Origin of the sequence: Rodentibacter mrazii (assembly GCF_001998825.1) — a bacterium.
GTDB classification, from domain to species: domain Bacteria; phylum Pseudomonadota; class Gammaproteobacteria; order Enterobacterales; family Pasteurellaceae; genus Rodentibacter; species Rodentibacter mrazii.
Map to the genome: position 1 here is coordinate 26,352 of NZ_MLHG01000006.1, position 20,823 is coordinate 47,174.

General features: G+C 40.8%; 17 protein-coding genes. 5 read left to right on the forward strand and 12 right to left on the reverse strand.

The genetic code is table 11. The annotated features are described in order from the left end of the window. Window positions 1-77 precede the first annotated feature (77 nt). The 3 genes from recB to grxB are packed head-to-tail and all read left to right on the forward strand — an operon-like array spanning window position 78 to window position 6,281. Window positions 78-3,692, forward strand: a complete 3,615-nt coding sequence (gene recB / locus BKK47_RS00645) for an exodeoxyribonuclease V subunit beta (RefSeq protein ID WP_077493023.1) — start codon at window positions 78-80, stop codon at window positions 3,690-3,692. Further along, on the forward strand, window positions 3,692-5,632 hold the full coding sequence (recD, locus tag BKK47_RS00650) for an exodeoxyribonuclease V subunit alpha (protein ID WP_077493024.1): 1,941 nt from the start codon (window positions 3,692-3,694) through the stop codon (window positions 5,630-5,632). The genes recB and recD overlap by 1 nt, the downstream gene beginning before the upstream one ends. Window position 5,633: 1 nt before the next feature. Beyond that, window positions 5,634-6,281 (forward strand): glutaredoxin 2, encoded by a 648-nt coding sequence (gene grxB / locus BKK47_RS00655; protein ID WP_077493025.1) that lies wholly within the window; start codon window positions 5,634-5,636, stop codon window positions 6,279-6,281. A 48-nt stretch (window positions 6,282-6,329) separates the two neighbouring features. Here grxB and BKK47_RS00660 read toward each other — a convergent pair whose 3' ends face one another. Next, window positions 6,330-6,812 carry a Dps family protein gene (locus tag BKK47_RS00660; RefSeq protein WP_077493026.1) on the reverse strand — a complete coding sequence of 161 codons (483 nt, stop codon included), beginning with the start codon at window positions 6,810-6,812 and terminating at the stop codon, window positions 6,330-6,332. 293 nt (window positions 6,813-7,105) lie between these two features. On the opposite strand from BKK47_RS00660, the gene cdd reads away from it, so the two are divergent. After that, window positions 7,106-7,984: a cytidine deaminase gene (cdd, locus tag BKK47_RS00665; protein ID WP_077493027.1), complete on the forward strand. Its 879-nt coding sequence runs from the start codon at window positions 7,106-7,108 to the stop codon at window positions 7,982-7,984. A 40-nt stretch (window positions 7,985-8,024) separates the two neighbouring features. Here the strand turns inward: cdd and BKK47_RS00670 are convergent, their stop codons facing one another. The 11 genes from BKK47_RS00670 to purE all read right to left on the reverse strand — a co-directional run bounded on the left by BKK47_RS00670 (window position 8,025) and on the right by purE (window position 17,956). Further along, window positions 8,025-8,831: an urease accessory protein UreD gene (locus BKK47_RS00670; RefSeq protein ID WP_077493028.1), complete on the reverse strand. Its 807-nt coding sequence runs from the start codon at window positions 8,829-8,831 to the stop codon at window positions 8,025-8,027. 260 nt (window positions 8,832-9,091) lie between these two features. Further along, window positions 9,092-9,727 carry an urease accessory protein UreG gene (gene ureG, locus BKK47_RS00675; protein WP_077493029.1) on the reverse strand — a complete coding sequence of 212 codons (636 nt, stop codon included), beginning with the start codon at window positions 9,725-9,727 and terminating at the stop codon, window positions 9,092-9,094. Between the two features lie 186 nt (window positions 9,728-9,913). Next, window positions 9,914-10,621, reverse strand: coding sequence for an urease accessory protein UreF (locus BKK47_RS00680; protein ID WP_077493030.1), 708 nt, complete (start codon window positions 10,619-10,621; stop codon window positions 9,914-9,916). After that, window positions 10,606-11,163: an urease accessory protein UreE gene (ureE, locus tag BKK47_RS00685; RefSeq protein WP_077493031.1), complete on the reverse strand. Its 558-nt coding sequence runs from the start codon at window positions 11,161-11,163 to the stop codon at window positions 10,606-10,608. The genes BKK47_RS00680 and ureE overlap by 16 nt, the downstream gene beginning before the upstream one ends. A gap of 225 nt (window positions 11,164-11,388) precedes the next feature. After that, complete coding sequence (gene ureC / locus BKK47_RS00690; protein WP_077493032.1) at window positions 11,389-13,107, reverse strand: urease subunit alpha; 1,719 nt, start codon at window positions 13,105-13,107, stop codon at window positions 11,389-11,391. A gap of 9 nt (window positions 13,108-13,116) precedes the next feature. Then, window positions 13,117-13,422 (reverse strand): urease subunit beta, encoded by a 306-nt coding sequence (ureB, locus tag BKK47_RS12640; protein WP_077493033.1) that lies wholly within the window; start codon window positions 13,420-13,422, stop codon window positions 13,117-13,119. Between the two features lie 110 nt (window positions 13,423-13,532). Beyond that, a complete protein-coding gene (gene ureA / locus BKK47_RS00700; RefSeq protein ID WP_059366413.1) occupies window positions 13,533-13,835 on the reverse strand; it encodes an urease subunit gamma in 303 nt (100 codons plus the stop codon). 21 nt (window positions 13,836-13,856) lie between these two features. Beyond that, complete coding sequence (locus BKK47_RS00705; protein WP_077493034.1) at window positions 13,857-14,756, reverse strand: urea transporter; 900 nt, start codon at window positions 14,754-14,756, stop codon at window positions 13,857-13,859. Window positions 14,757-14,971: 215 nt separating this feature from the next. Beyond that, entirely contained in the window at window positions 14,972-16,162 is a 1,191-nt protein-coding gene (locus tag BKK47_RS00710) for an amino acid aminotransferase (protein ID WP_077493035.1), read from the reverse strand. 139 nt (window positions 16,163-16,301) lie between these two features. Further along, entirely contained in the window at window positions 16,302-17,390 is a 1,089-nt protein-coding gene (purK, locus tag BKK47_RS00715; RefSeq protein WP_077493036.1) for a 5-(carboxyamino)imidazole ribonucleotide synthase, read from the reverse strand. A 68-nt stretch (window positions 17,391-17,458) separates the two neighbouring features. Further along, window positions 17,459-17,956 carry a 5-(carboxyamino)imidazole ribonucleotide mutase gene (gene purE / locus BKK47_RS00720; protein ID WP_077493041.1) on the reverse strand — a complete coding sequence of 166 codons (498 nt, stop codon included), beginning with the start codon at window positions 17,954-17,956 and terminating at the stop codon, window positions 17,459-17,461. Window positions 17,957-18,114: 158 nt separating this feature from the next. Between purE and pepN the strand changes: the two genes are divergently transcribed. Further along, window positions 18,115-20,724 carry an aminopeptidase N gene (gene pepN / locus BKK47_RS00725; protein WP_077493037.1) on the forward strand — a complete coding sequence of 870 codons (2,610 nt, stop codon included), beginning with the start codon at window positions 18,115-18,117 and terminating at the stop codon, window positions 20,722-20,724. Window positions 20,725-20,823 lie beyond the last annotated feature (99 nt).

Sequence of the window (20,823 nt, forward strand, 5' to 3'; positions counted from 1 at the left end):
AAAAATCAATTTAATACATAGCCAAAGCAACAATTCCCCCCTACAATAACGCTATTTAATCCCACATTTGCGAAACTATGACAACATCAACGCCGCTTAATCCTGTCGCATTACCTTTAAATCAAGTGAATTTGATCGAGGCCTCAGCCGGAACGGGGAAAACTTATACCATTGGTTCTCTCTATCTTCGCCTCTTATTACAAGCAGGAGAAAAGAATTTTTCACGCCCGTTAAATGTCGAAGAGATTTTAGTGGTCACTTTCACGGAAATGGCGACGGAAGAACTAAAGCAAAAAATCCGTGAACGCATCATAGATGCCATTCAAAAATTGTCAGTTTATGCGGAAACGCAGTCAGAAAGCGCTTTTAAAGATGATGATTTTCTGACCGCACTTTCTCAGCATATTGATGATCTTCCCCTTGCTATTCAGCGATTAAAATTGGCGGAACAAAATATGGATCTTGCGGCAATTTTTACCATTCATGGTTTTTGTCGCCGAATGTTAATGCAGTATGCTTTTTATTCCGGTGTCCATTTCAATTTGGAATTAGTAAAAGATCAGTCTGATTTATTGAAGCAATTTGCCAATGAATTTTGGCGTGAACATTTTTACCCACAGTCTTTTGCGGTCGCAAATTTTATTGCACAAGAGTTGAAATCGCCGGATAGTGTATTCGCACTACTTAAAAATGATATTGGCAAAAATTTCGATGTTGAATTGGAACATCAAGATCTTCTCGTCTTACCTCTTGAAACGCTTTTAGAAAAAGTGGTGGTGCAACGCAATATCATTGATAAATTGAAACAAACATGGCAAGAAAATGAGGGGGAAATTAAAGATTTCATCGCACAGGAACTGCAAGATAAGCGATTAAACGGCAATAAATATCGTGCCAATAATCTGCCCGGTTATTACGCACGAGTGGCGACTTGGGTGAAGAATACAACAGCACATTCATTGAGTGAAGATATTGTAAAATATTTTACGCAATCAGCAGTGAATGCTAATTCAGCCAGGGACAAAAAGCCAAATTGTTCCACTATTTTAGAAAAATTGGATCACTTGGTTGAAGAATTTGAACATACGCTTTCCCCAGAATTGCTAAAGAAACTTATTCTCTATCATTACCGGCAAGGCGTTCAACAAAAACTCCTTGAATATAAACGTAATCATCAAGAAAAGTCTTTTGATGATTTATTACGATTACTTTGTGAAGCCTTACAAAATGAACAGGGCGATCAACTCGCTGAAATGATCCGTTTTCAATATCCCTTTGCCATGATCGACGAATTTCAGGACACGGATGCACAGCAGTATGAGATTTTTTCCAAAATTTATCGAGAAAATCGGCAGAATAATACCGGCTTTATTATGATAGGTGACCCTAAACAGGCGATTTATCGTTTCCGTGGTGCGGATATTTTTACCTATTTAAAGGCTGCCAAGCAGGCGGATGAGCGTTTTAGTTTAATGAAAAACTATCGTTCCGAGCAACGAATTGTGGAGGGGATAAACAAATTATTTGATTTTCCTAAATCCCCCTTTATTTATGACAATATTGAATTTACATCGGTAGGGGCAAAAGCGGATCATCGCCAATTTTATTTAAATGGTGAACAGGAACCGGCTTATCGCTTTTATTTGACGGAAAAAAATGATGGAAAATTAGATAAAACAGTACTTGCCCAAACTTGTGCGGTTTCAATTCAACATTGGCTAAAAAGTGCGGCTGAAAATCAGGCAGTTTTTAAGGGGGATGAGGATAGCCAAATTTTACAGGCTGCCAATATTGCCGTTTTGGTGCGTGATAGAAATGAAGCCGCATTAGTGAAAACGGCCTTACAAAAATTAGGCATTGCTTCAGTATTCCTTTCTGATCAAAGTAGCGTGTTTGATAGTCGGGTTGCGAAAGAATTGGTACGAGTTTTGAAAGCCTGTTTGAATGTGACGGAACGATCTATTTTAAATGCGATTGCTACTGCACTTTTTGGTTTAACGGCGGCAGAAATTCACCAAATTCATCATAACGAACAAGATTGGCAACGATGGGCGGATAGTTTTGAGCTATATCAGCAAATTTGGCAACGACAAGGCGTCTTACCCATGTTGCACCATCTTTTACTTGAACAAGGCATCGCCGAACGTTTATTGGGTTTACCTACCGGAGAGCGTGATTTAACGGATTTTTTACATCTTGCTGAGATTTTACAGCAAGCCTCTACATTAAATAACAGTGAAGCGGCATTACTGAGTTGGTTTGAAAAACAAATTCGTGGAGAGGGCAGACAAGAAGCACAAATTCGTTTAGAAAGCGAACGTCAGTTAGTCAAAATCGTGACGATTCATAAATCGAAAGGATTGGAATATGATTTAGTTTGGTTACCGTTTTTGGCTGTGCCAAGCCGTGATCTCAATCAATTCGCTAACATGAATCTCTATTACTCAAAAGATAAAGATCGCGTTTTATGGGATATGGAGAATCGTCATTTAGATGAATTGGCAGAGGAAACTTTTGCAGAAGAGCTACGTTTGCTTTATGTGGCATTAACCCGGGCGAAGTATCAAATGGCGTTTGCCTTGCCGGCAGAATTTGATAAAAAATGGAATCCGTTTCTTTATGTACTCAGTCGTGGGGAAATTGGGAAGAATTTAGCCCTGTTACAAACTTATTCAAGTAGCTCATTACTTAATGAATTTAAAGTGAATATGTCGAGCATTGTCATTGAACCTGCAGAAAAATTAAATGAATTGCCCTCTCTATCCTTTTCTTTACCTCAGAATGAGCTTGCTGTCTCTTCTTTTCACGGTGAGATCGAGCAAAATTGGCATATCACCAGTTTCACAAGCATAGAGCAAAAACATCGTTGGAGGAATTATCTGAATGACAGCGTGGTAAAAAAATCCGCTGTTTTTGATGAGGCAAAAGATTACGATACACAGATAATCTTGCAAAATTCTTCTGAAATATTAACCGCACTTTCCAATGACAATCGGTTGCTCATTGCTGAGTTTCCTCATGGCACGCAAGTGGGAACATTGTTACATCGTTATTTAGAAAAAAATGATTTTAATGCACTAACTAATGATGTCGCCCTTGAAAAACTTTGCCAAGAATTGCAGGTGGAAACAGATTTCATCACATTATTACAGCAATGGTTTGAGCAAATTGTGCATACTCCCTTGTCGGCATCTCATGGGATCAAATTAATTGATTTGGCAAAATCCGATTATATCAAAGAGATGTCCTTTTATTTATCCATTCAGGATCATTTTGACGTAGCGGGCTTTAATAAAGCCTTACAATCCTATCATCACTTACCAATTGACATGCTGCAATTTGAAGATATCCAAGGCATGATCCGTGGCACCATTGATTTGGTTTTCCGCCATCAAGGCAAGTACTATTTGTTGGATTATAAATCTAATTTTCTTGGTGAAAATTGGGCGGATTATTCGCCTAACACCTTAGAAAAAGCGATGTTACATCATCACTATGATTGGCAATATTTGCTTTATACTTTGGCATTACACCGTTATTTAAAAACCGTAGATAACAATTATGACTATGAACGAGATTTCGGTGGCGTATTTTATCTTTTCTTGAGAGGAATGAATGGTGAGCCTCAATCCGGTGTGTTTTTTGATCGCCCAAGTGTGCAACTCATCAATGAATTAGAGGAGGTGTTTTAATGTTAATGCTCTTACAAACATTGAATGAACAAAATATTATCAGTTTAGGCGATTATTATTTTGCCAAACTGATTGCAGATAAACAGCCGGAAGATCTTCCTGAACCCACTAAAAATTTAGCGGTTTTACTGGCAGCACTTTGTAGTTGGCACTATGCACAAGGTAATACTTGCGTTGAATTGGATAAAGCATCAGAACGGAATTTATTCGGTTTGGGCTATCGTGCCACAGAGCAGGATTATTTAACTGAAATTCAACAAAAAATAGACTTTTTACCTGTGGCACAATGGCAATCTCATTTACGAGGACATCTAGCATTTACGCAAGATCCGATTTCACACATTGCTCCGATGGTTTTTCAATTTAATGTACTGTATTTTTATCGTATCTGGCAAGATGAATACCGTGTAGTGCAATATATTAAAAACACCTTAAAAAATCACCGCACTTTGGCTTTTTCTCCTGATGAAATTCGAGAAAAATTAGCGTTATATTTTCCTCAAAAATCGGTAGAGATTGATTGGCAAAAAGTGGCGGTGGCAACGGCGATTAAAAGTCCATTCACGGTGATTACCGGCGGACCGGGCACCGGAAAAACCACCACCGTGACAAGGCTGTTATTAGTTTTGCAAGAATTATACGAACATCAATTACACATCAAACTCGTTGCGCCGACGGGCAAAGCAGCTTCAAGGTTGGAAGAATCCCTCCAAAATGCTTTAGGATTTTTACAACAATCTATGGGATTATCCGAAGCATTGGTACAATCCATTCCGCAAAAAGCCGAAACATTACACCGTTTGCTTGGGGTGAATGCCTTTAACGATCATTGTCATCACAATGAAAGAAACCCATTACAACTTGATGTTTTGGTGGTGGATGAAACCTCGATGATCGATCTCCCTCTGATGGCAAAATTGATCAATGCCCTCAAACCGGAAACCCGCTTGATTTTATTAGGCGATCAAGCACAACTTGCTTCTGTGGAGGCTGGGGCGGTGTTAGGCGAACTGGCACAATGGGTAGAAGAGCCTTATAGCGAGGAACAAGCGAATTATTTACGCCAAACCACAGGGTATAATGTGCCAAATGCCACAATCACGAATCCAATGCGTGATAGTTTATGTCATCTCACCTTTAGTCGCCGTTTTGATAAAGATTCCGGCATTGGTAAACTTGCCGAGCAAATCCAATGTGGCAATGGGGAAGAAAGCCTTAAGCTATTTTCATCTTTTCCTCAGGAATTATATTTTAATTCGTTTAATGCACAACAAACTGAAGCCGATTGGGTTCAACAAGTAGTGCAAAGTGCGGTTGAAAATTATCGTCTTTATTTAACGGAATTGCGGGAATTACAAAGGCAGGGCGTGGATTTCAATCAATTGAATGAAGAAGGTAAAACCTATGCGGAGGTGATTCAAGCCCGTTTTAATTCAATCCGATTTTTGACCGCACTTCGTAGCAGTCCGTTAGGTGTGGAAAATCTGAATAAAGAAATCGCTTTAGCATTGCGTCGAGAGCATTTGCTTTGGTTTAGAAATGAGCAAGATTGGTATCTTGGCAAACCGATTATGATCACGGAAAACGATCATAATGTGCGTTTATACAACGGGGATATTGGCTTGTGTTTGACAAATGGAAAAGTGTGGTTTGGCAATCGTGAAGTGCTAACCAGCCGTATCCCTGCTCATGAGTCGGCATTTATTATGACAATTCATAAATCGCAAGGCTCGGAATTTGATCACACGCTAATGGTGCTACCGACAGAGCCTAATCCTGTGCTTTCCCGTGAATTGGTGTTTACCGGGGTGACCCGTGCAAAAAAATCACTCAGCGTTTTTGCCGATGAAAAAATCTGGAAAATGGCAGTACGACAAACGGTAAAACGGCAGAGTGGGTTAGGTAAATTATTAGAAAATTTCACTCAAATAGGAGACTAATATGAAATTATATGCTTATGATCATTGTCCGTTTTGTGTGCGTGCAAGAATGATCTTTGGATTAAAAAATCTGCCTTTTGAACTTGTTATTCTCGCCAATGATGACGAAACAACACCGATTGGTTTGGTGGGTAAAAAAGTGGTGCCGATTTTAATTAAAGAAGATGGCACGGCAATGCCGGAAAGTTTGGATATTGTCCGTTATGTGGATGAGCATTTCGGTAGAAAAATACTTTCTGAGCAACTTCGTCCTGAAGTTGAGGAATGGGTAAAAACGGTCGGTCGTTACTATAATCATTTGCTCATTCCACGTTTTGCTAAAATGGATCTAGCGGAATTTAAAACCCAAAGTGCGGTGGATTATTTCACTAAAAAGAAAACCGAATCAATCGGGGATTTTCAGCAAAATTTAGATGAAACAGCAAACTATCTTCTGCGCTTACATCAAGATCTGGAAAAGCTTGTGCCTCTGATTAAATCCCCTTCAGCGTTGAATGATGGGCTTTCTTTGGAAGATATTGTTGTTTTCCCAATGTTACGTAATTTAACGTGTGTACGTGATATTCAATTCCCACCGGAAGTGGCGGCATATTTAGAGAAAATGTCCGAACAGAGTGGGGTGGAGTTGTATTTTGATAAGGCGATTTAATCACAAAAAAACCTGCCAACCGGCAGGTTTTCTTTTTATTAGATTGAATTACGCATGGCAAGTTTGGCAAGCGGCTTTGAACATCCATACCAATTTTTCTTGCTCTTTGATGTAGTCGCTCATTTGAGAAGCGGTACCTTCATCATCGGCATCGCCGGCAAGAGCGAGGATTTCACGTTGTTGATCAAGCAATACTTTTAAGCCTGATAATGTACCAGATAAACAGTCTTGCGCATTGCTTACCGCAATGTCTTCTTGAATACGAGAAACTTTTAAGTATTGGCTATAAGCGTTGTTTGGTGTGTGACCTAAAGTGAGAATACGTTCTGCGAGTTCATCAATTTTAGTGATTAAATCTGTATAAATTTCTTCAAATTTTGCATGTAATTCAAAGAAGTTTACACCTTTAATATTCCAGTGATAACCACGCACGTTGGTGTAGAAAATTTGATAAGTGGCAAGTAAATCATTTAATTTGTTTGCTAATTCTGCGGATTGTTCTTTATCTAAGCCGATAGATGTTTTTGACATAATGTTTTCCTCTACATTGTTGATAAACTTTTTACAGACAGAAGCCATCTCGCTTCAAGTGTGGCTATTATACATAATAAAAGTAGGGAATAAAGCCACTTTGTTAGATAGAATTGATAGATTATTTGTATCAATTCTATGTTTTTAAAAAGATTTAACGATTGATTAACAAAATGCCTTTATAACTTCAATTGTGATCTTTTTCACAGATTTTATAAATAGTCGATTGATCCGTTGAGTTTTGATCTACAATAAGTGCGGTTAAATTTTAAGATATTTTTTAAGGAGAGAATATGCAAGAGTTAATTAAACACGCATTGCCACGGGATATACCATTGAATCAGGCTATTGTCCAAGAATTGGAAGCAGGGAACTGGGGCGGCTTTTTGGCAGCTCAACAAGTGGCGCGGCTTTGTTTGGATTTTACATTAGAGCCTTGGCAATTAGCCATACATCTACTTCCTATCGCCGCTTGTTATAGTCATACCGCTGTTTCTCATTTTAATGTCGGTGCGGTGGCAATTGGTCAAAAGGGTGATTTCTATTTTGGAGCGAATCAAGAATTTGCGAATGTAGAAATTCAGCAAACCATTCATGCCGAACAAAGTGCGATTAGCCATGCGTGGTTGCGCGGTGAAACACAAATTGCTCATGTGGTTGTTAATTACACGCCTTGTGGACATTGCCGCCAATTTATGAATGAATTGCAAGGCGCTGAAGAATTGCAGATTCATCTTCCCCATCGTTTAAATAGCCCATTACATCATTATCTACCGGATTCTTTTGGTCCAAAAGATCTTGATATTACGGCTCATTTATTAGCAAAAGAAGAGCATCATTTGATTGCCGATCATTCTGATGAATTGATTAATCAAGCGATCTTAGCGGCGAACCAATCCCATTGCCCTTATTCCGAAAGTCCACATGGCATAGCGATGTTGTTTAAAAATGGGGAAATTATTACTGGGCGATATGCGGAAAATGCAGCCTTTAATCCAAGTTTACCCGCATTACAAACCGCATTGAATTTTGCCTATTTGAATGACAAAACATTAACAGATATTCAGCGGATTGTGATGGTGGAAAAACCGGTAAAATTGAGCCATAAATCAATGGCAGAAAAACTTTTACAGGCATTGAGTCTGCCTGTTTTAGAATATGTAGAGGTATAAAAAATAGGGCAGAATAATCTGCCCATTTTATATGCTTTTTTTAGAAAAATTTGGCAAGATTTTGAAAAAGCACTTGAATTTGCTCGGCACGATGTCCGAGTACACGTACCATTATTCCACCACTGTTCAAAAGGGAAGCACCAACCAGCATGTTTTTTTCCTCCGTAATATGCGTGTGAATAGTTTGTAAAATTGCCTTTAATTCGACCGCACTTTTACCTAGGTTTAGATAAATTAATGATCCTTGGTGAGAATAGTTTTCCATTTGGCTCAATGCGGTGAGATTCGTTGATGAAGGCCGCCATTGAATACAATCCGACACAAGCGGACGTTTTTGACCATTATTTTGTAATGCATAAATTTTCAAATGGGATGAAAATTGGCGGAAAGCAAAACGTTCATCATTTAACACACGCCCAATGGCGATAATCTCACCGTAAATCAGCTCGCTGTTTGGCTGCATTTCAATGAGGGTTTTCTGTTTAAATGCAGCATCTTTATGGAGCACCAATGGATGTGGCAAATAGAATAAACGGCTTCCTTCTGCCAAATTAATTTGTGTGATTTGTTCGGCGCTTTCGTTTTCATTCATGGCTTGCACACGGGTGAATGCCTGAGTATGAAGTGAAAGTGCGGTCGATTTTGCCAGTGAAATTTGGATATCCAACAGATCGCCAGCCAGCACACCGGGTGAGGAGGACATTTGCATAGCATTCAATCCCAGCTGCCAAATGTCTGAATAATGAGGCAAAACCATCACTTTAAAGGGGGGCGTGGCAAAATATTCGGCAAGTTGGGTTTTGCCGTTTTGGGCGAGTTTGGTGGAAAGTTTGAGTTTACTGTTCATTGTTTAAGTCTTAAGCCTTTCTCTTTTAAAAGGGCTAGGGGGGAGATTTTACCATTCTCCTCTCTCTCCTAAAATCCTATGGATTTTCTCTCCCCCTCTCCCGTAAACGAGTGAGGGGATTATCACGAAATAAATGAATTCGGGTTTGGGCGATGGCAACATAATATTGAATTTAATCTTGATATTAAATTGCTTATGAGCTAGATTCTTTTCTGCCAAATCTCCCTTGTCCCTCTTTGCTAAAGAGGGGGGATTATTTTTTATCTCACCAATGCTTTGGGTTCTTCAACATCTTTCAATAAGGCATATTTCTCAATCCAGCCAATTACTCCCTCTAAATTTTCTTTTTTCATTAGATTGGTGAAAATAAACGGCTGACCGTTACGCATACGACGGGCATCACGTTCCATTATGCTTAAATCTGCCCCCACAAAAGGCGCAAGGTCGGTTTTATTAATCACCAATAAATCCGAACGGGTGATACCCGGTCCGCCTTTACGTGGAATTTTTTCGCCTTGTGCTACGTCAATAACGAAAATCGTCACATCCGCTAAGTCCGGGCTAAAGGTTGCAGAAAGATTATCGCCGCCCGATTCGATAAAGACGATTTCCACATCAGGAAAACGAGCGACCATTTCATCGACTGCCTCTAGGTTCATTGAGGCATCTTCACGGATTGCGGTATGAGGACAGCCACCGGTTTCTACGCCCATAATACGCTCAGGCGGAAGCAGACTGTTTTTCGTTAAAAATTCCGCATCTTCTTGGGTGTAAATATCATTGGTGATCACCGCCACACTGTATTTGTCGGCGATTTCACGAGTGAGCTTTTCAATTAATGCGGTTTTACCCGCCCCAACAGGACCGGCTACACCGATTTTAATGTAATTACGCATTTTATTTCCTTTTTCTAATTATTCCCCTCTCCCATTTATGGCAGAAGAGGGAGAAATCCAAAGTATTTCGGATGGGGAGAGAATTGTAAAATCTTTATAAAAAATAACCGAACTTCCCCTCTTTACTTACGAAAATTGCCGAACTCAATTTCTGTCTCTCTCCCCAAGCGGGAGAGAGGATAATTTTTACGACATATAAAGTCTTGTATAAAGTTGTTCGTGTTGCATTGCCCGAATATCGTTGGCAAGTGTGGCTGCTCCGAGCCAGTCAGGATCCGGATTTAAACTTAATTCTACCGCTTGTTGTAAGGGCTGGCGTAAGCTGAATAAAATATCCTGTCCGTCCATTTGGCTTAACGGAATTAGTTTTACTCCATTGGTGATCGCCCCTACTGCCGCATTGTAATAAAAGGCATAGAGCGTATCGGCTTTGGTAAGCCCCATTGCTTGGGCAATCATGGCGAATACGATAGGGAAGTAGCCTTGTACCAGTTTTTCGGTGATGGCTTGCTGATATGCCATGAGAATAGGATGATTTTCATAGCGAATGAAAATTTTTAGCAACCGCACACCGAGTTTAAAACTTCCTTCACGGCTCTCACGAGCAATCTTCGTGGCAGAAAGTTCCCAATCCAATTCGCATAAACGGTTGAAATTGTGATTTTCCATGGTATCGAAAGCGAGGGAGAGATAAGCCCCGTCATTGTAAACCCAGTTTTGTAATAGCTGGGTTTGAACATATTCTTCGAGGGTTGCTTTACTTACCACAATTCGTTGCTGAACAAAGGTTTCTAAACCGTTGGAATGGTTAAAGCCACCAATAGGCAAGGTTGGATCAACCAAGTGGAGCAATGCACCTAAATCAGCCAAACTACGGTCTAATGTTGATGCCAATTTCCATCTCCGTGGTGGTGATAGCTGTGATGATCGTGACTATGTGAATGGCTGTGCGAATGCCCTTGTGCAGAATTGGCTCGTAGCGCTTGGCTTAAACGGCGTTCTGCTTTTTGTGGGTTAAAGCCTGCTGATTGTAGCCATTCAAACATTGGTTTGTCGTAAGGTAGGGTGACTTCATCACCATCTAAAAAGAGCGGTGAATGTTTGTTGCCGATTTCATAACAGGCTCGTGCCATTTCCGGTAGTGTTTTTGGCGAAAGGACGATCACTTCACTCGGTAAAATTTCGATCACTATTGCTCGTTCATCGCTGATAAACACTACATCATTATGTTTCAAGCGTTGCCCTTCTTTGAGTAAACGAAATGCCACTTCACGCCCGGTATTGGTGGTTTTCCGTAAAATATTGCGTTCACTTTCATACCATTGCAACGCCACCCGTTCGATCGCTTGAGTGGTGATTTTACCTTCACTGCGAAGAGTAGTTAAACTACCCAAAATGCTGTCTATAATGGGGAGGATTGGATTAAGAATTTTCATTTTTGTTATCGACCTTAGGTAATATTTTGGTTATTTCGGCTAATTATTTTTCTGTTCTGTTTAGCCTTGTAAATTAGTTTGTTACGTATTCTGATTTGTCATTTCTATTGCAAACTATTTTGGAAGTACTCGTTAAACATAATTTAACTCCTTTGGGATTATTATTACTGCTTTTCCAAAGGAGAGTCGCTATGTCTAATGCAATTTCTCACTCTCCTCAGGTAATTAGAACATAAAATACCGCTGAGCCAATGGCACTTTCTCTGCGGGTTCGCAGGTGATTAATTCTCCATCAACCCGAACTTCATAGCGTTCCGGATCTACGGTAATTTCAGGTGTGGCATCATTATGAACCAAGTCTTTTTTGCCAATATTACGGCAACCTTTTACCGCAATGAGCTCTTTTTCGATACCGAAATTTTCTTTAATATTCGCATCGACACCGGCTTGGGACACGAAGAACACCGCGGTTTGGGCGGTGGCTTTGCCTTGGCTGCCATACATTGGACGGTAGATTATCGGTTGTGGTGTTGGAATAGAGGCATTTGGATCACCCATTTTAGCATAGCTGATAAACCCTTTTTTGATTACGGTTTCAGGTTTTACACCAAAAAACATCGGTTTCCATAAGACGATATCGGCAATTTTACCGACTTCTAATGAGCCAACGTGATCCGCAATACCGTGAGCAATAGCCGGGTTGATGGTGTATTTAGCAATATAGCGTTTAATGCGGAAATTATCGTTGCCTTCCGAACCCAGTTCGCCACGTTGTGCTTTCATTTTGTCTGCGGTTTGCCAAGTACGGGTGACAACTTCACCGACACGCCCCATTGCTTGCGAGTCGGAACTCATAATTGAGAACACGCCAATATCATGCAGAATATCTTCTGCGGCAATGGTTTCAGGGCGGATGCGACTGTCTGCGAATGCGACATCTTCCGGTACACACTTATCTAAATGATGACAAACCATCAACATATCCAAATGCTCGTCAATGGTGTTTACCGTGAACGGACGGGTCGGGTTGGTGGAAGCGGGGAGTACATTCGGATACATTGCCGCTTTAATGATGTCAGGAGCATGTCCGCCGCCTGCACCTTCGGTGTGGAAAGTGTGGATCACTCGTCCGTCAATGGCTTTCATCGTATCTTCTAAGAAACCGCTTTCATTGAGGGTATCGGTATGGATCGCTACTTGTACATCCATTTCGTCTGCGACTTTCAATGCTGCATCAATGACTGCCGGTGTTGCCCCCCAGTCCTCATGAATTTTTAACCCTAATGCGCCGGCACGGATTTGTTCTCTTAATGGCTCAAGTGTAGAGCAGTTGCCTTTTCCGAAAAAGCCAACATTAACAGGTAAGGCTTCAGCCGCTTGGAACATGCGTTGTAGATTCCATGCGCCGGGCGTGCAGGTGGTAGCGTGTGTGCCGTCAGCCGGTCCTGTACCGCCGCCAATTAATGTTGTTGTACCGTTTTCGAGGGCGTGTTGGGCTTGTTGTGGGCAGATAAAGTGAATATGGGTATCAATTCCCCCCGCGGTTGCAATTAAATTAGCGCCATTATGGACTTCTGTACTCGCACCGATAATCATATTTGTGGTAACGCCATCCATTGTATCGGGATTGCCGGCTTGACCTATGCCAACGATTCGCCCATCACGAATCCCAATATCTGCTTTGATAATGCCAAGTTTTGCATCAATAATCATCACATTGGTGATGACAAGATCAAGAACATTAGGATTATCACGCGTTGCCGTACCGGATTGTGCCATACTGTCACGGACACTTTTTCCACCGCCAAACTTACATTCATCACCTTTAGTGAGTAAATCTTGTTCAATAGTCGCCCATAAATCCGTATCGCCTAAACGCACGCTATCGCCCACTGTTGGGCCATAAGTTGCGACATATTGGGCTCTTGGAATTGTTAATGCCATTATTTCCCCCTACAATTTGCCGTCAATTTTATTATGGAAACCGTAAATCACTTTGTTTCCGCCAAATTCTACTAACTCCACGGTTTTGACCTCACCCGGCTCAAAACGCACAGCATTGCCTGAGGGGACGTTTAAACGCATACCACGGGCTAAAGTGCGGTCAAATTCAAGGGCGTTATTGGTTTCAAAAAAGTGGTAATGTGATCCAACTTGAATTGGACGGTCGCCTTTATTAACGACATCGATTTTTACGGTTTTCCGCCCAATATTCGCGTGAATATCACCGTTTGCTAATTTATATTCGCCTGGGATCATTGTGTTATTCCTTTATTTTGTTTCGTTTACAAAGGGAGAAAAGAGCGGTTATTTTTCATTGATTTTTGCCACTTCACTACAATTCTTCCTTCAGTCGTATTTAACCTGAATTATCTGATCGGATTGTGCACGGTAACGAGTTTTGTACCATCGGGAAAGGTTGCTTCAATTTGTACTTCGTGTACCATTTCGGGGATGCCTTCCATTACATCATCGACAGTTAAAAGTGTTGCACCGTACTGCATTACTTCCGCCACCGTCATGCCGTCACGTGCCGCTTCTTGTAGGTGGCTGGCAATATAAGCGATAGATTCAGGATAGTTTAATTTTACGCCACGGGCTTTGCGTTTTGCCGCAAGCTCACCCGCAAGAAAAAGCATCAATTTTTCTTGTTCTCTTGATGTTAAATGCATAGTTATTTTCTCTCTCTTTTATTATGGATTGAATAAATTACTGAGTTTTTCTGAACTTACTTTGTTGTGATCGACTTTGCCCTTAATCCATAGAACAAGCCAAGCCGTAACAATAAAGCCGATGGTGTAAGGGGCTAAACCGGTTTTTTCCACGCCAAATTGGATACAAATTGCAAGCGTAATGCCAAAAATCACATAAACAAGGTCTCGGAATCGATTGCCGAAAAAGGCACAGGCAAGCAAAATTGCAGAGAAACTATAAATGCCGTTTGCCAGTTGATTTGGTTCGATATCAAACAGAAAACCCGCTAATGTAGGGCTAATGATCGTTGCACTCATTCCCCAAATCGCGACATTAGGCGAGCTGATGGCGATAGCGATAAATAACAGAATACCGGTGATGAGGCTTCCACCAAAATTGACTTCTGCCCAAGCATAAAATGGTTGTTTAATCGAATCTAATGTGGCGGTGTGATCAACAAGGTTTGGGGTGGTTTGTGATAATCCGAATAAACCGATTTGTGCTATACCCCAGCAAAAAATCCAACAGGTGAATACGAAAGGAAAAGTGTAGGCAACCCAATTTCTTTTGGTAAATTCTCGCATAACCAAGGTTGCGACAACTGCACTGATAACCCCTAACAGAAAGACTAGGATTGAAACGCCTTTTAGCCCAAAGGTGAACATGGTACACATAAAGGCAAGGCTGGCATTAAAACCGTATAAACCTTGTTTGATTTCCTCTTTAGGATAATTGAGTTTAATTGCTGTTAATGTGCCGATGATTGCACCAAGTAAACAACCGATTCCTAGTGCCCAATGGCTGAAAAACATGGCAATGCAGATGATGAGACCTGATAAACCGTTTTTTTGTAAAAAAATTTGCCCGATTCCAACAAGGACAATTTTTATAAATTGCATAAAAAATACCCTCCCCGATAAAATAATGTCCTTATATTCTAAAGGGATTTTTTAAGATTCAAAGTATTAATCTATATTTTTTCAATAATTTGAATGTTAAATTGAATAACATTTAAAGTATTGGCTTGTGTTTTAAATGTTATTTTATCGCAGTGTTCTTAAGATGATAGATATAAAGGCGTATATAAGATACGCCTTTTGTGATGGGAGAAGGGTTAAAGCACCTTCACAATACTTTCACATAAATAACGGATATTATCTTCAGTAATACCTGCCACGTTAATGCGACCTGACCGTACCGCATAAATGGCAAATTCGTCTTTCAAACGATCGACTTGTTCTGCGGTTAAACCGCTGAAAGAGAACATGCCGTTTTGTTCAATGATAAAACTAAAATCTTGTTGAGCACCAAATTCTTTTAATAATTGCACGAATAAATGGCGCATTTTCTTAATTCGTTCACGCATTTCGGTGAGTTCATCATCCCAAGATTGGCGAAGTAGCGGACTGCTTAGCACTTGTACTACCGTTGCCGCACCATGAGAGGCAGGGTTAGAGTAGAGGGTGCGGATAATAGATTTCACTTGGGTTAATGCGGTTGAAGCAATGTCTGAATTTTCAGCCACTAACGTAAATGCCCCGACACGTTCATTATATAAACCGAAATTTTTTGAGAACGAGCTGGCAACCAATAATTCTTTATGATTTGCGGCAAAGGTGCGTAAACCAAGGGCATCTTCATCTAAGCCGTTTGCTAAGCCTTGATAAGCAAAATCGAATAATGGCAACCAGCCGTTTTTTGCAGAAAGATCAGCAAGTTGTTTCCATTGTTCTGGTGTTGGATCGATGCCGGTCGGGTTATGACAGCAACCGTGTAGAAGCACTACATCGCCTTCGTTTGCATTGCTTAAATCGGCGATTAAATTATCCCAATCTAGCGTTTTGTTTTCTGCATCATAATAGCGATATTCACGAATTGTCATCCCTACCGCATTGAAAATCGCATTGTGGTTTGGCCAAGTCGGTGTGCTGATCCAAACATTTTGTGCTTTGGTTTGGCGTTTTATAAACTCTGCGGCAATGCGTAATGCCCCGGTTCCGCCAAGACTTTGTACGGTTCTAGCACGTTGTTGTTTAATAATATTGCTGTCTGCACCAAATAAAAGTTCTTGGGTTAATCGGTTGTATTCCGCTATACCATCAATCGTGAGGTAATTTTTAGTATTTTCTTTGTCGAGCAAGCGTTTTTCGGCTTCTTTTACCGCTCGCATGATAGGGGTTGCGCCTTGTGCGTCTTTATAAACTCCAATACCAAGATTGATTTTATTGGCTCGGGTTTCGGATTTGAATGCTTCACCTAAGCCAAGGATTGGATCAGCAGGGGCGGCTTTGATATTTTCAAACATAGCGTTTTCCTTTTTTAATGGATTTAGGTCTGTTGTTTTATACTGCAAGCTTTTATGTTTAGCAAGTAAAAACACGATAAAAATTAACCGCACTTTTGTGTTTTGTTAATTACATCAAAAAGTGCGGTTAAAAATGAATTTATTTTAATTGTGCGACTGTCCAGTCCAAACCGGATTGGTAATCTTCCGGTAAAGTATGTCGAAGTTTTTCCAGTTGTTGAATAATAACGGATTTATTCGGGTGAGAAAGGTTAATATGGCCGACTTTCCGCCCTGCACGCACTTCTTTGCCATACCAGTGGAGTTGGGCAAACTCTGTCTCTAGCCATTGCGGGTTATGATCTGTGCCAATTAAATTCACCATGACACTTGGAGCAAAGGTTTTCAAGTTTGGTGTCGGCAAATCCAGTAAAGCACGCAAATGCAATTCAAACTGGCTAATGCTGCAGCCAAGCTGTGTCCAATGGCCACTATTGTGTACACGTGGGGCAAGCTCATTAATCAGAAGTTTATCGCCAACCACAAAACATTCCATCGCCATGACGCCCACATAATTGAGCTTGTCCATAATTTTACCCAACATCATTTCAGCTTGAGTTTGCTGACGGGTGTGTTGAGGGAAAGTGGTGTCCATCACGCTATAACGTAAAATCCCATTTTGTTGAAGATTGTGTGTCACAGGATAAAAGCGTTTTTCACCATTTTTGAAACGAGCACCGACAAGTGATACTTCATCATCAAAAGGAATAAATTGCTCTGCAATCACTTCACCGAATAAATCATCTGTAATTTCAGTGTTGTTTTCATTGGTGATAATCCATTGTCCGCGGCCGTCATAACCACCGGTACGGCGTTTTACCACGACTTTTTCACTAATGTTTTGGAACACCTCTTGCCATTGATCTTTATTTTCTAATAAGCACCAAGGCGAGGTAGAAAGCCCAAGTTCATCCAAGAGTGATTTTTGCGTTAAACGATCTGCTAACAAGCCAAAGATGGATTGATTAACAAAATGAGGATGGTTGGCGAGTAATTCGGTAAGGGGGGTTTTTTCCCAACGTTCGATTTCAGCTGTGATAATCGCAGTTTTCGGTAAGTCAAAAATAGGGGCATTGAAGGCTAAAGGTTTGACTTGAATATCTAAAGGTGCGCCGGCATAGCGAAGCATTCTGCCTAATTGACCATTGCCAAGAACATAAACCGTAGGGTAGAGGGAAGACTGTTGCATTTTATTTCTCGTTAAAATAATCGAAAAAAACAACCGCACTTTTTTAAGTGCGGTCAAATTTTTGAGTGTTATATGCGCGGATCAGGATTATCTAATACCGCATTCGTTTGTTTTTCACGGAAAGCCTGTAAACGGGAAAGTAAGTCGTGATCCCAAGCAGCTAGAATTTGTGCCGCAAGCAGAGCGGCGTTTGCTGCGCCGGCAGGTCCGATGGCTAATGTACCGACCGGAATGCCCTTTGGCATTTGTACGATAGAATGAAGGCTATCTACGCCGCTTAACATTGAACTTTTCACCGGTACGCCAAGCACGGGAACAAGGGTTTTTGCCGCAATCATGCCGGGTAAATGCGCCGCACCGCCTGCGCCGGCAATAATTACTTTATAGCCGTTTCGCTGTGCATTTTCGGCAAAATTAAAAAGTTTATCAGGGGTTCGGTGGGCTGAAACGATTTCAACGTGATAAGGTACGTTGAGTTCATCTAAAATTTGCGTGCTTTCTTGCATGGTCGCCCAATCGCTTTTGGAGCCCATAACAATAGCAATTTGTGCTTGTGTTGCAGACATTTTTGCTCTCAAAAAAACTAAAAACGGTGCGTAGAATAGCATAAATAAAGGGATCAAAGCAAACGTTTGCTCCAGCGTTGAAAGAGAAAATCTCATTGCAACTTTTGACGTAAAATCATATCCTAATGGGCGATTTTTTCTTAAAAAAAGAGCAAATTATGTTAGCCAAAGCAAAATATCGAAAAGATTATAAAACTCCGGATTTTACTGTTACGGACATTCATTTGGATTTTCAGTTAGATCCGAATCACACCGTTGTAACAGCAACCACAAAATTCCAACGCTTAAATGACGAAGTAACCAGTTTGCGTTTAGACGGTCATAGTTTCCAATTTTCTTCCATTAAATTTAACGGTACACCGTTTACCGCTTATCAACAAAACGGTGAAAGTTTAACTTTAGATTTAAGTGATAAAAGTGCGGTTGAATTTGAACTGGAAATAGTCACTATTCTTGTGCCGGCAGAAAATACCTCTCTACAAGGTTTGTATCAATCGGGCGAGGGTATCTGCACACAATGTGAAGCGGAAGGTTTTCGCCAAATTACTTATATGTTGGATCGTCCTGATGTTCTCGCGCGTTACACCACAAAAATCACGGCAGATAAAACGAAATATCCTTACTTACTTTCCAATGGAAATCGTATTGCTGAAGGTGAATTAGACAACGGTCGCCACTGGGTTGAGTGGCGTGATCCTTTCCCGAAACCAAGCTATTTGTTTGCCTTAGTGGCGGGTGACTTTGATCTTTTGGAAGATAAATTTACCACAAAAAGCGGACGGGAAGTGGCGTTAGAACTTTACGTGGATCGTGGTAATCTTGATCGTGCCGGTTGGGCGATGGAAAGTCTGAAAAAATCCATGAAGTGGGATGAAGATCGCTTTAATCTCGAATACGATTTGGATATTTATATGATCGTTGCGGTGGATTTCTTCAATATGGGGGCGATGGAAAACAAAGGATTGAATATTTTCAATTCTAAATTTGTATTAGCGAATCCACAAACGGCAACGGATGAAGATTATCTTGCTATTGAAAGTGTGATCGCACACGAGTATTTCCATAACTGGACGGGGAATCGTGTAACCTGTCGTGATTGGTTCCAATTAAGTTTGAAAGAAGGCTTGACGGTATTCCGTGATCAAGAATTTTCTTCCGATACCGGCTCTCGTGCGGTAAACCGTATCAATAATGTAAAATTTTTACGCACTACACAATTCGCTGAAGATGCCGGCCCAATGGCGCATCCGATTCGTCCGGAAAAAGTGATTGAAATGAATAACTTTTATACGGTTACCGTGTATGAAAAAGGCGCAGAAGTGATCCGTATGTTGCATACTTTATTGGGCGAGGAAGGATTCCAAAAAGGGATGGCGTTATATATTGCGGAAAATGATGGCAAAGCCGCTACCTGTGAAGATTTTGTCTCTGCAATGGAGAGGGCGAACGGGCTTGATTTAACTCAATTCCGTCGTTGGTATAGTCAATCAGGCACCCCGGAATTGTTGATTAGCGATGCTTATGACGAACAAACCCACACCTATCGTTTAACCGTTTCTCAATCTACCCCGCCAACAGCCGATCAAATGGAAAAAGTCAATCTCCATATTCCACTAAAAATGGTGTTGTATGCTCAAGACGGTACGAAACAAATGCTGCAGTACAACGGTACACCATTAAGCGGGGTATTAAATATTACGGAAAAAGATCAAGTGTTTGAATTTCACGGCATTTATGGTCGCCCTGTTCCGGCATTGCTGGAAGATTTTTCCGCACCGGTGAAATTAGATTACGATTACACCACGGAACAACTTCTTACTTTATTAAAATTTTCCGAAAATGCTTTTGTGCGTTGGGATGCGGCACAAATGTTATTGACGAACGAGTTACGACGTAACGTGACTCACTTCCAACAAGGAGAAGATTTCGAAATTTCACCTCAAATTTTGACCGCACTTTTATCAGTGTTGGAAAATTATGAAGACGATATTGAATTGGCAACCCTAATCCTTACCTTACCACGGGATATTGAATTTGCCGAAAGTTTTAAAACCATTGATCCCGATGGTATTGTAGCTGCACGCTCGTTTATATTGAAGACCATTGCCGAATATCTGAAAGAGCCACTGCTTAAAGCTTACAACCATATTCGTTTGGATGAATATCGTATCACTCAACAGGATATTGCTCTACGTGCAATGCGAAACCTTTGCCTAAATTATTTGGCTTATACCTCCTTTGGCAATAATCTCGTTCATAAGCATTACAATGCGGCGAATAATATGACGGACACTCTCGCGGCACTGGCTGCGGCAACCAAAGCTTCTCTTCCGTGCCGTGATACCTTGCTCGCAGATTTTGAGCAAAAATGGCAACACGATGGCTTAGTGATGGATAAGTGGTTTGCATTACAAGCCACCCGACCGGATGAAAATGTGTTAGACATTGTGAATCATCTAATGGCTCACCCAAGTTTTAATTTCAACAATCCAAACCGTCTTCGTGCTTTAGTGGGGAGTTTTGCTAATCAAAACCTTAAAGCTTTCCATGAAATCAGCGGTTCAGGTTATCGTTTCTTAACAGATGTATTAATCCGCCTCAACGACAGCAACCCACAAGTTGCCGCTCGTCTGATTGAACCCTTGATCCGTTTCGCCCGCTACGACGCCCAACGTCAAACCTTGATGAAACGGGCATTGGAGCGTTTAAGCACTGTTGAAAATCTTTCTAGAGATTTATTTGAGAAGATTGAGAAAGCGTTGCGCTAGATTATTTAAAATGTAAGGACACACGCAGTGTGTCCCTACAAATATCACTTGACATTCTTAAATAGGAGCAAAAAATATGCTTGCCTTGCCTTGCCTTGC

What these genes read in the sequence shown, in the direction of transcription:
- grxB (WP_077493025.1), top strand. Translation starts at nt 5,634, where the DNA reads ATGAAATTATATGCTTATGATCATTGTCCGTTTTGTGTGCGTGCAAGA.
- ureG (WP_077493029.1), bottom strand. Translation starts at nt 9,727, where the DNA reads ATGCGTAATTACATTAAAATCGGTGTAGCCGGTCCTGTTGGGGCGGGT.
- purE (WP_077493041.1), bottom strand. Translation starts at nt 17,956, where the DNA reads ATGTCTGCAACACAAGCACAAATTGCTATTGTTATGGGCTCCAAAAGC.
- purK (WP_077493036.1), bottom strand. Translation starts at nt 17,390, where the DNA reads ATGCAACAGTCTTCCCTCTACCCTACGGTTTATGTTCTTGGCAATGGT.
- ureB (WP_077493033.1), bottom strand. Translation starts at nt 13,422, where the DNA reads ATGATCCCAGGCGAATATAAATTAGCAAACGGTGATATTCACGCGAAT.
- BKK47_RS00710 (WP_077493035.1), bottom strand. Translation starts at nt 16,162, where the DNA reads ATGTTTGAAAATATCAAAGCCGCCCCTGCTGATCCAATCCTTGGCTTA.
- ureC (WP_077493032.1), bottom strand. Translation starts at nt 13,107, where the DNA reads ATGGCATTAACAATTCCAAGAGCCCAATATGTCGCAACTTATGGCCCA.
- cdd (WP_077493027.1), top strand. Translation starts at nt 7,106, where the DNA reads ATGCAAGAGTTAATTAAACACGCATTGCCACGGGATATACCATTGAAT.
- BKK47_RS00660 (WP_077493026.1), bottom strand. Translation starts at nt 6,812, where the DNA reads ATGTCAAAAACATCTATCGGCTTAGATAAAGAACAATCCGCAGAATTA.
- recD (WP_077493024.1), top strand. Translation starts at nt 3,692, where the DNA reads ATGTTAATGCTCTTACAAACATTGAATGAACAAAATATTATCAGTTTA.
- BKK47_RS00670 (WP_077493028.1), bottom strand. Translation starts at nt 8,831, where the DNA reads ATGAACAGTAAACTCAAACTTTCCACCAAACTCGCCCAAAACGGCAAA.
- pepN (WP_077493037.1), top strand. Translation starts at nt 18,115, where the DNA reads ATGTTAGCCAAAGCAAAATATCGAAAAGATTATAAAACTCCGGATTTT.
- recB (WP_077493023.1), top strand. Translation starts at nt 78, where the DNA reads ATGACAACATCAACGCCGCTTAATCCTGTCGCATTACCTTTAAATCAA.
- ureA (WP_059366413.1), bottom strand. Translation starts at nt 13,835, where the DNA reads ATGCATTTAACATCAAGAGAACAAGAAAAATTGATGCTTTTTCTTGCG.
- ureE (WP_077493031.1), bottom strand. Translation starts at nt 11,163, where the DNA reads ATGAAAATTCTTAATCCAATCCTCCCCATTATAGACAGCATTTTGGGT.
- BKK47_RS00705 (WP_077493034.1), bottom strand. Translation starts at nt 14,756, where the DNA reads ATGCAATTTATAAAAATTGTCCTTGTTGGAATCGGGCAAATTTTTTTA.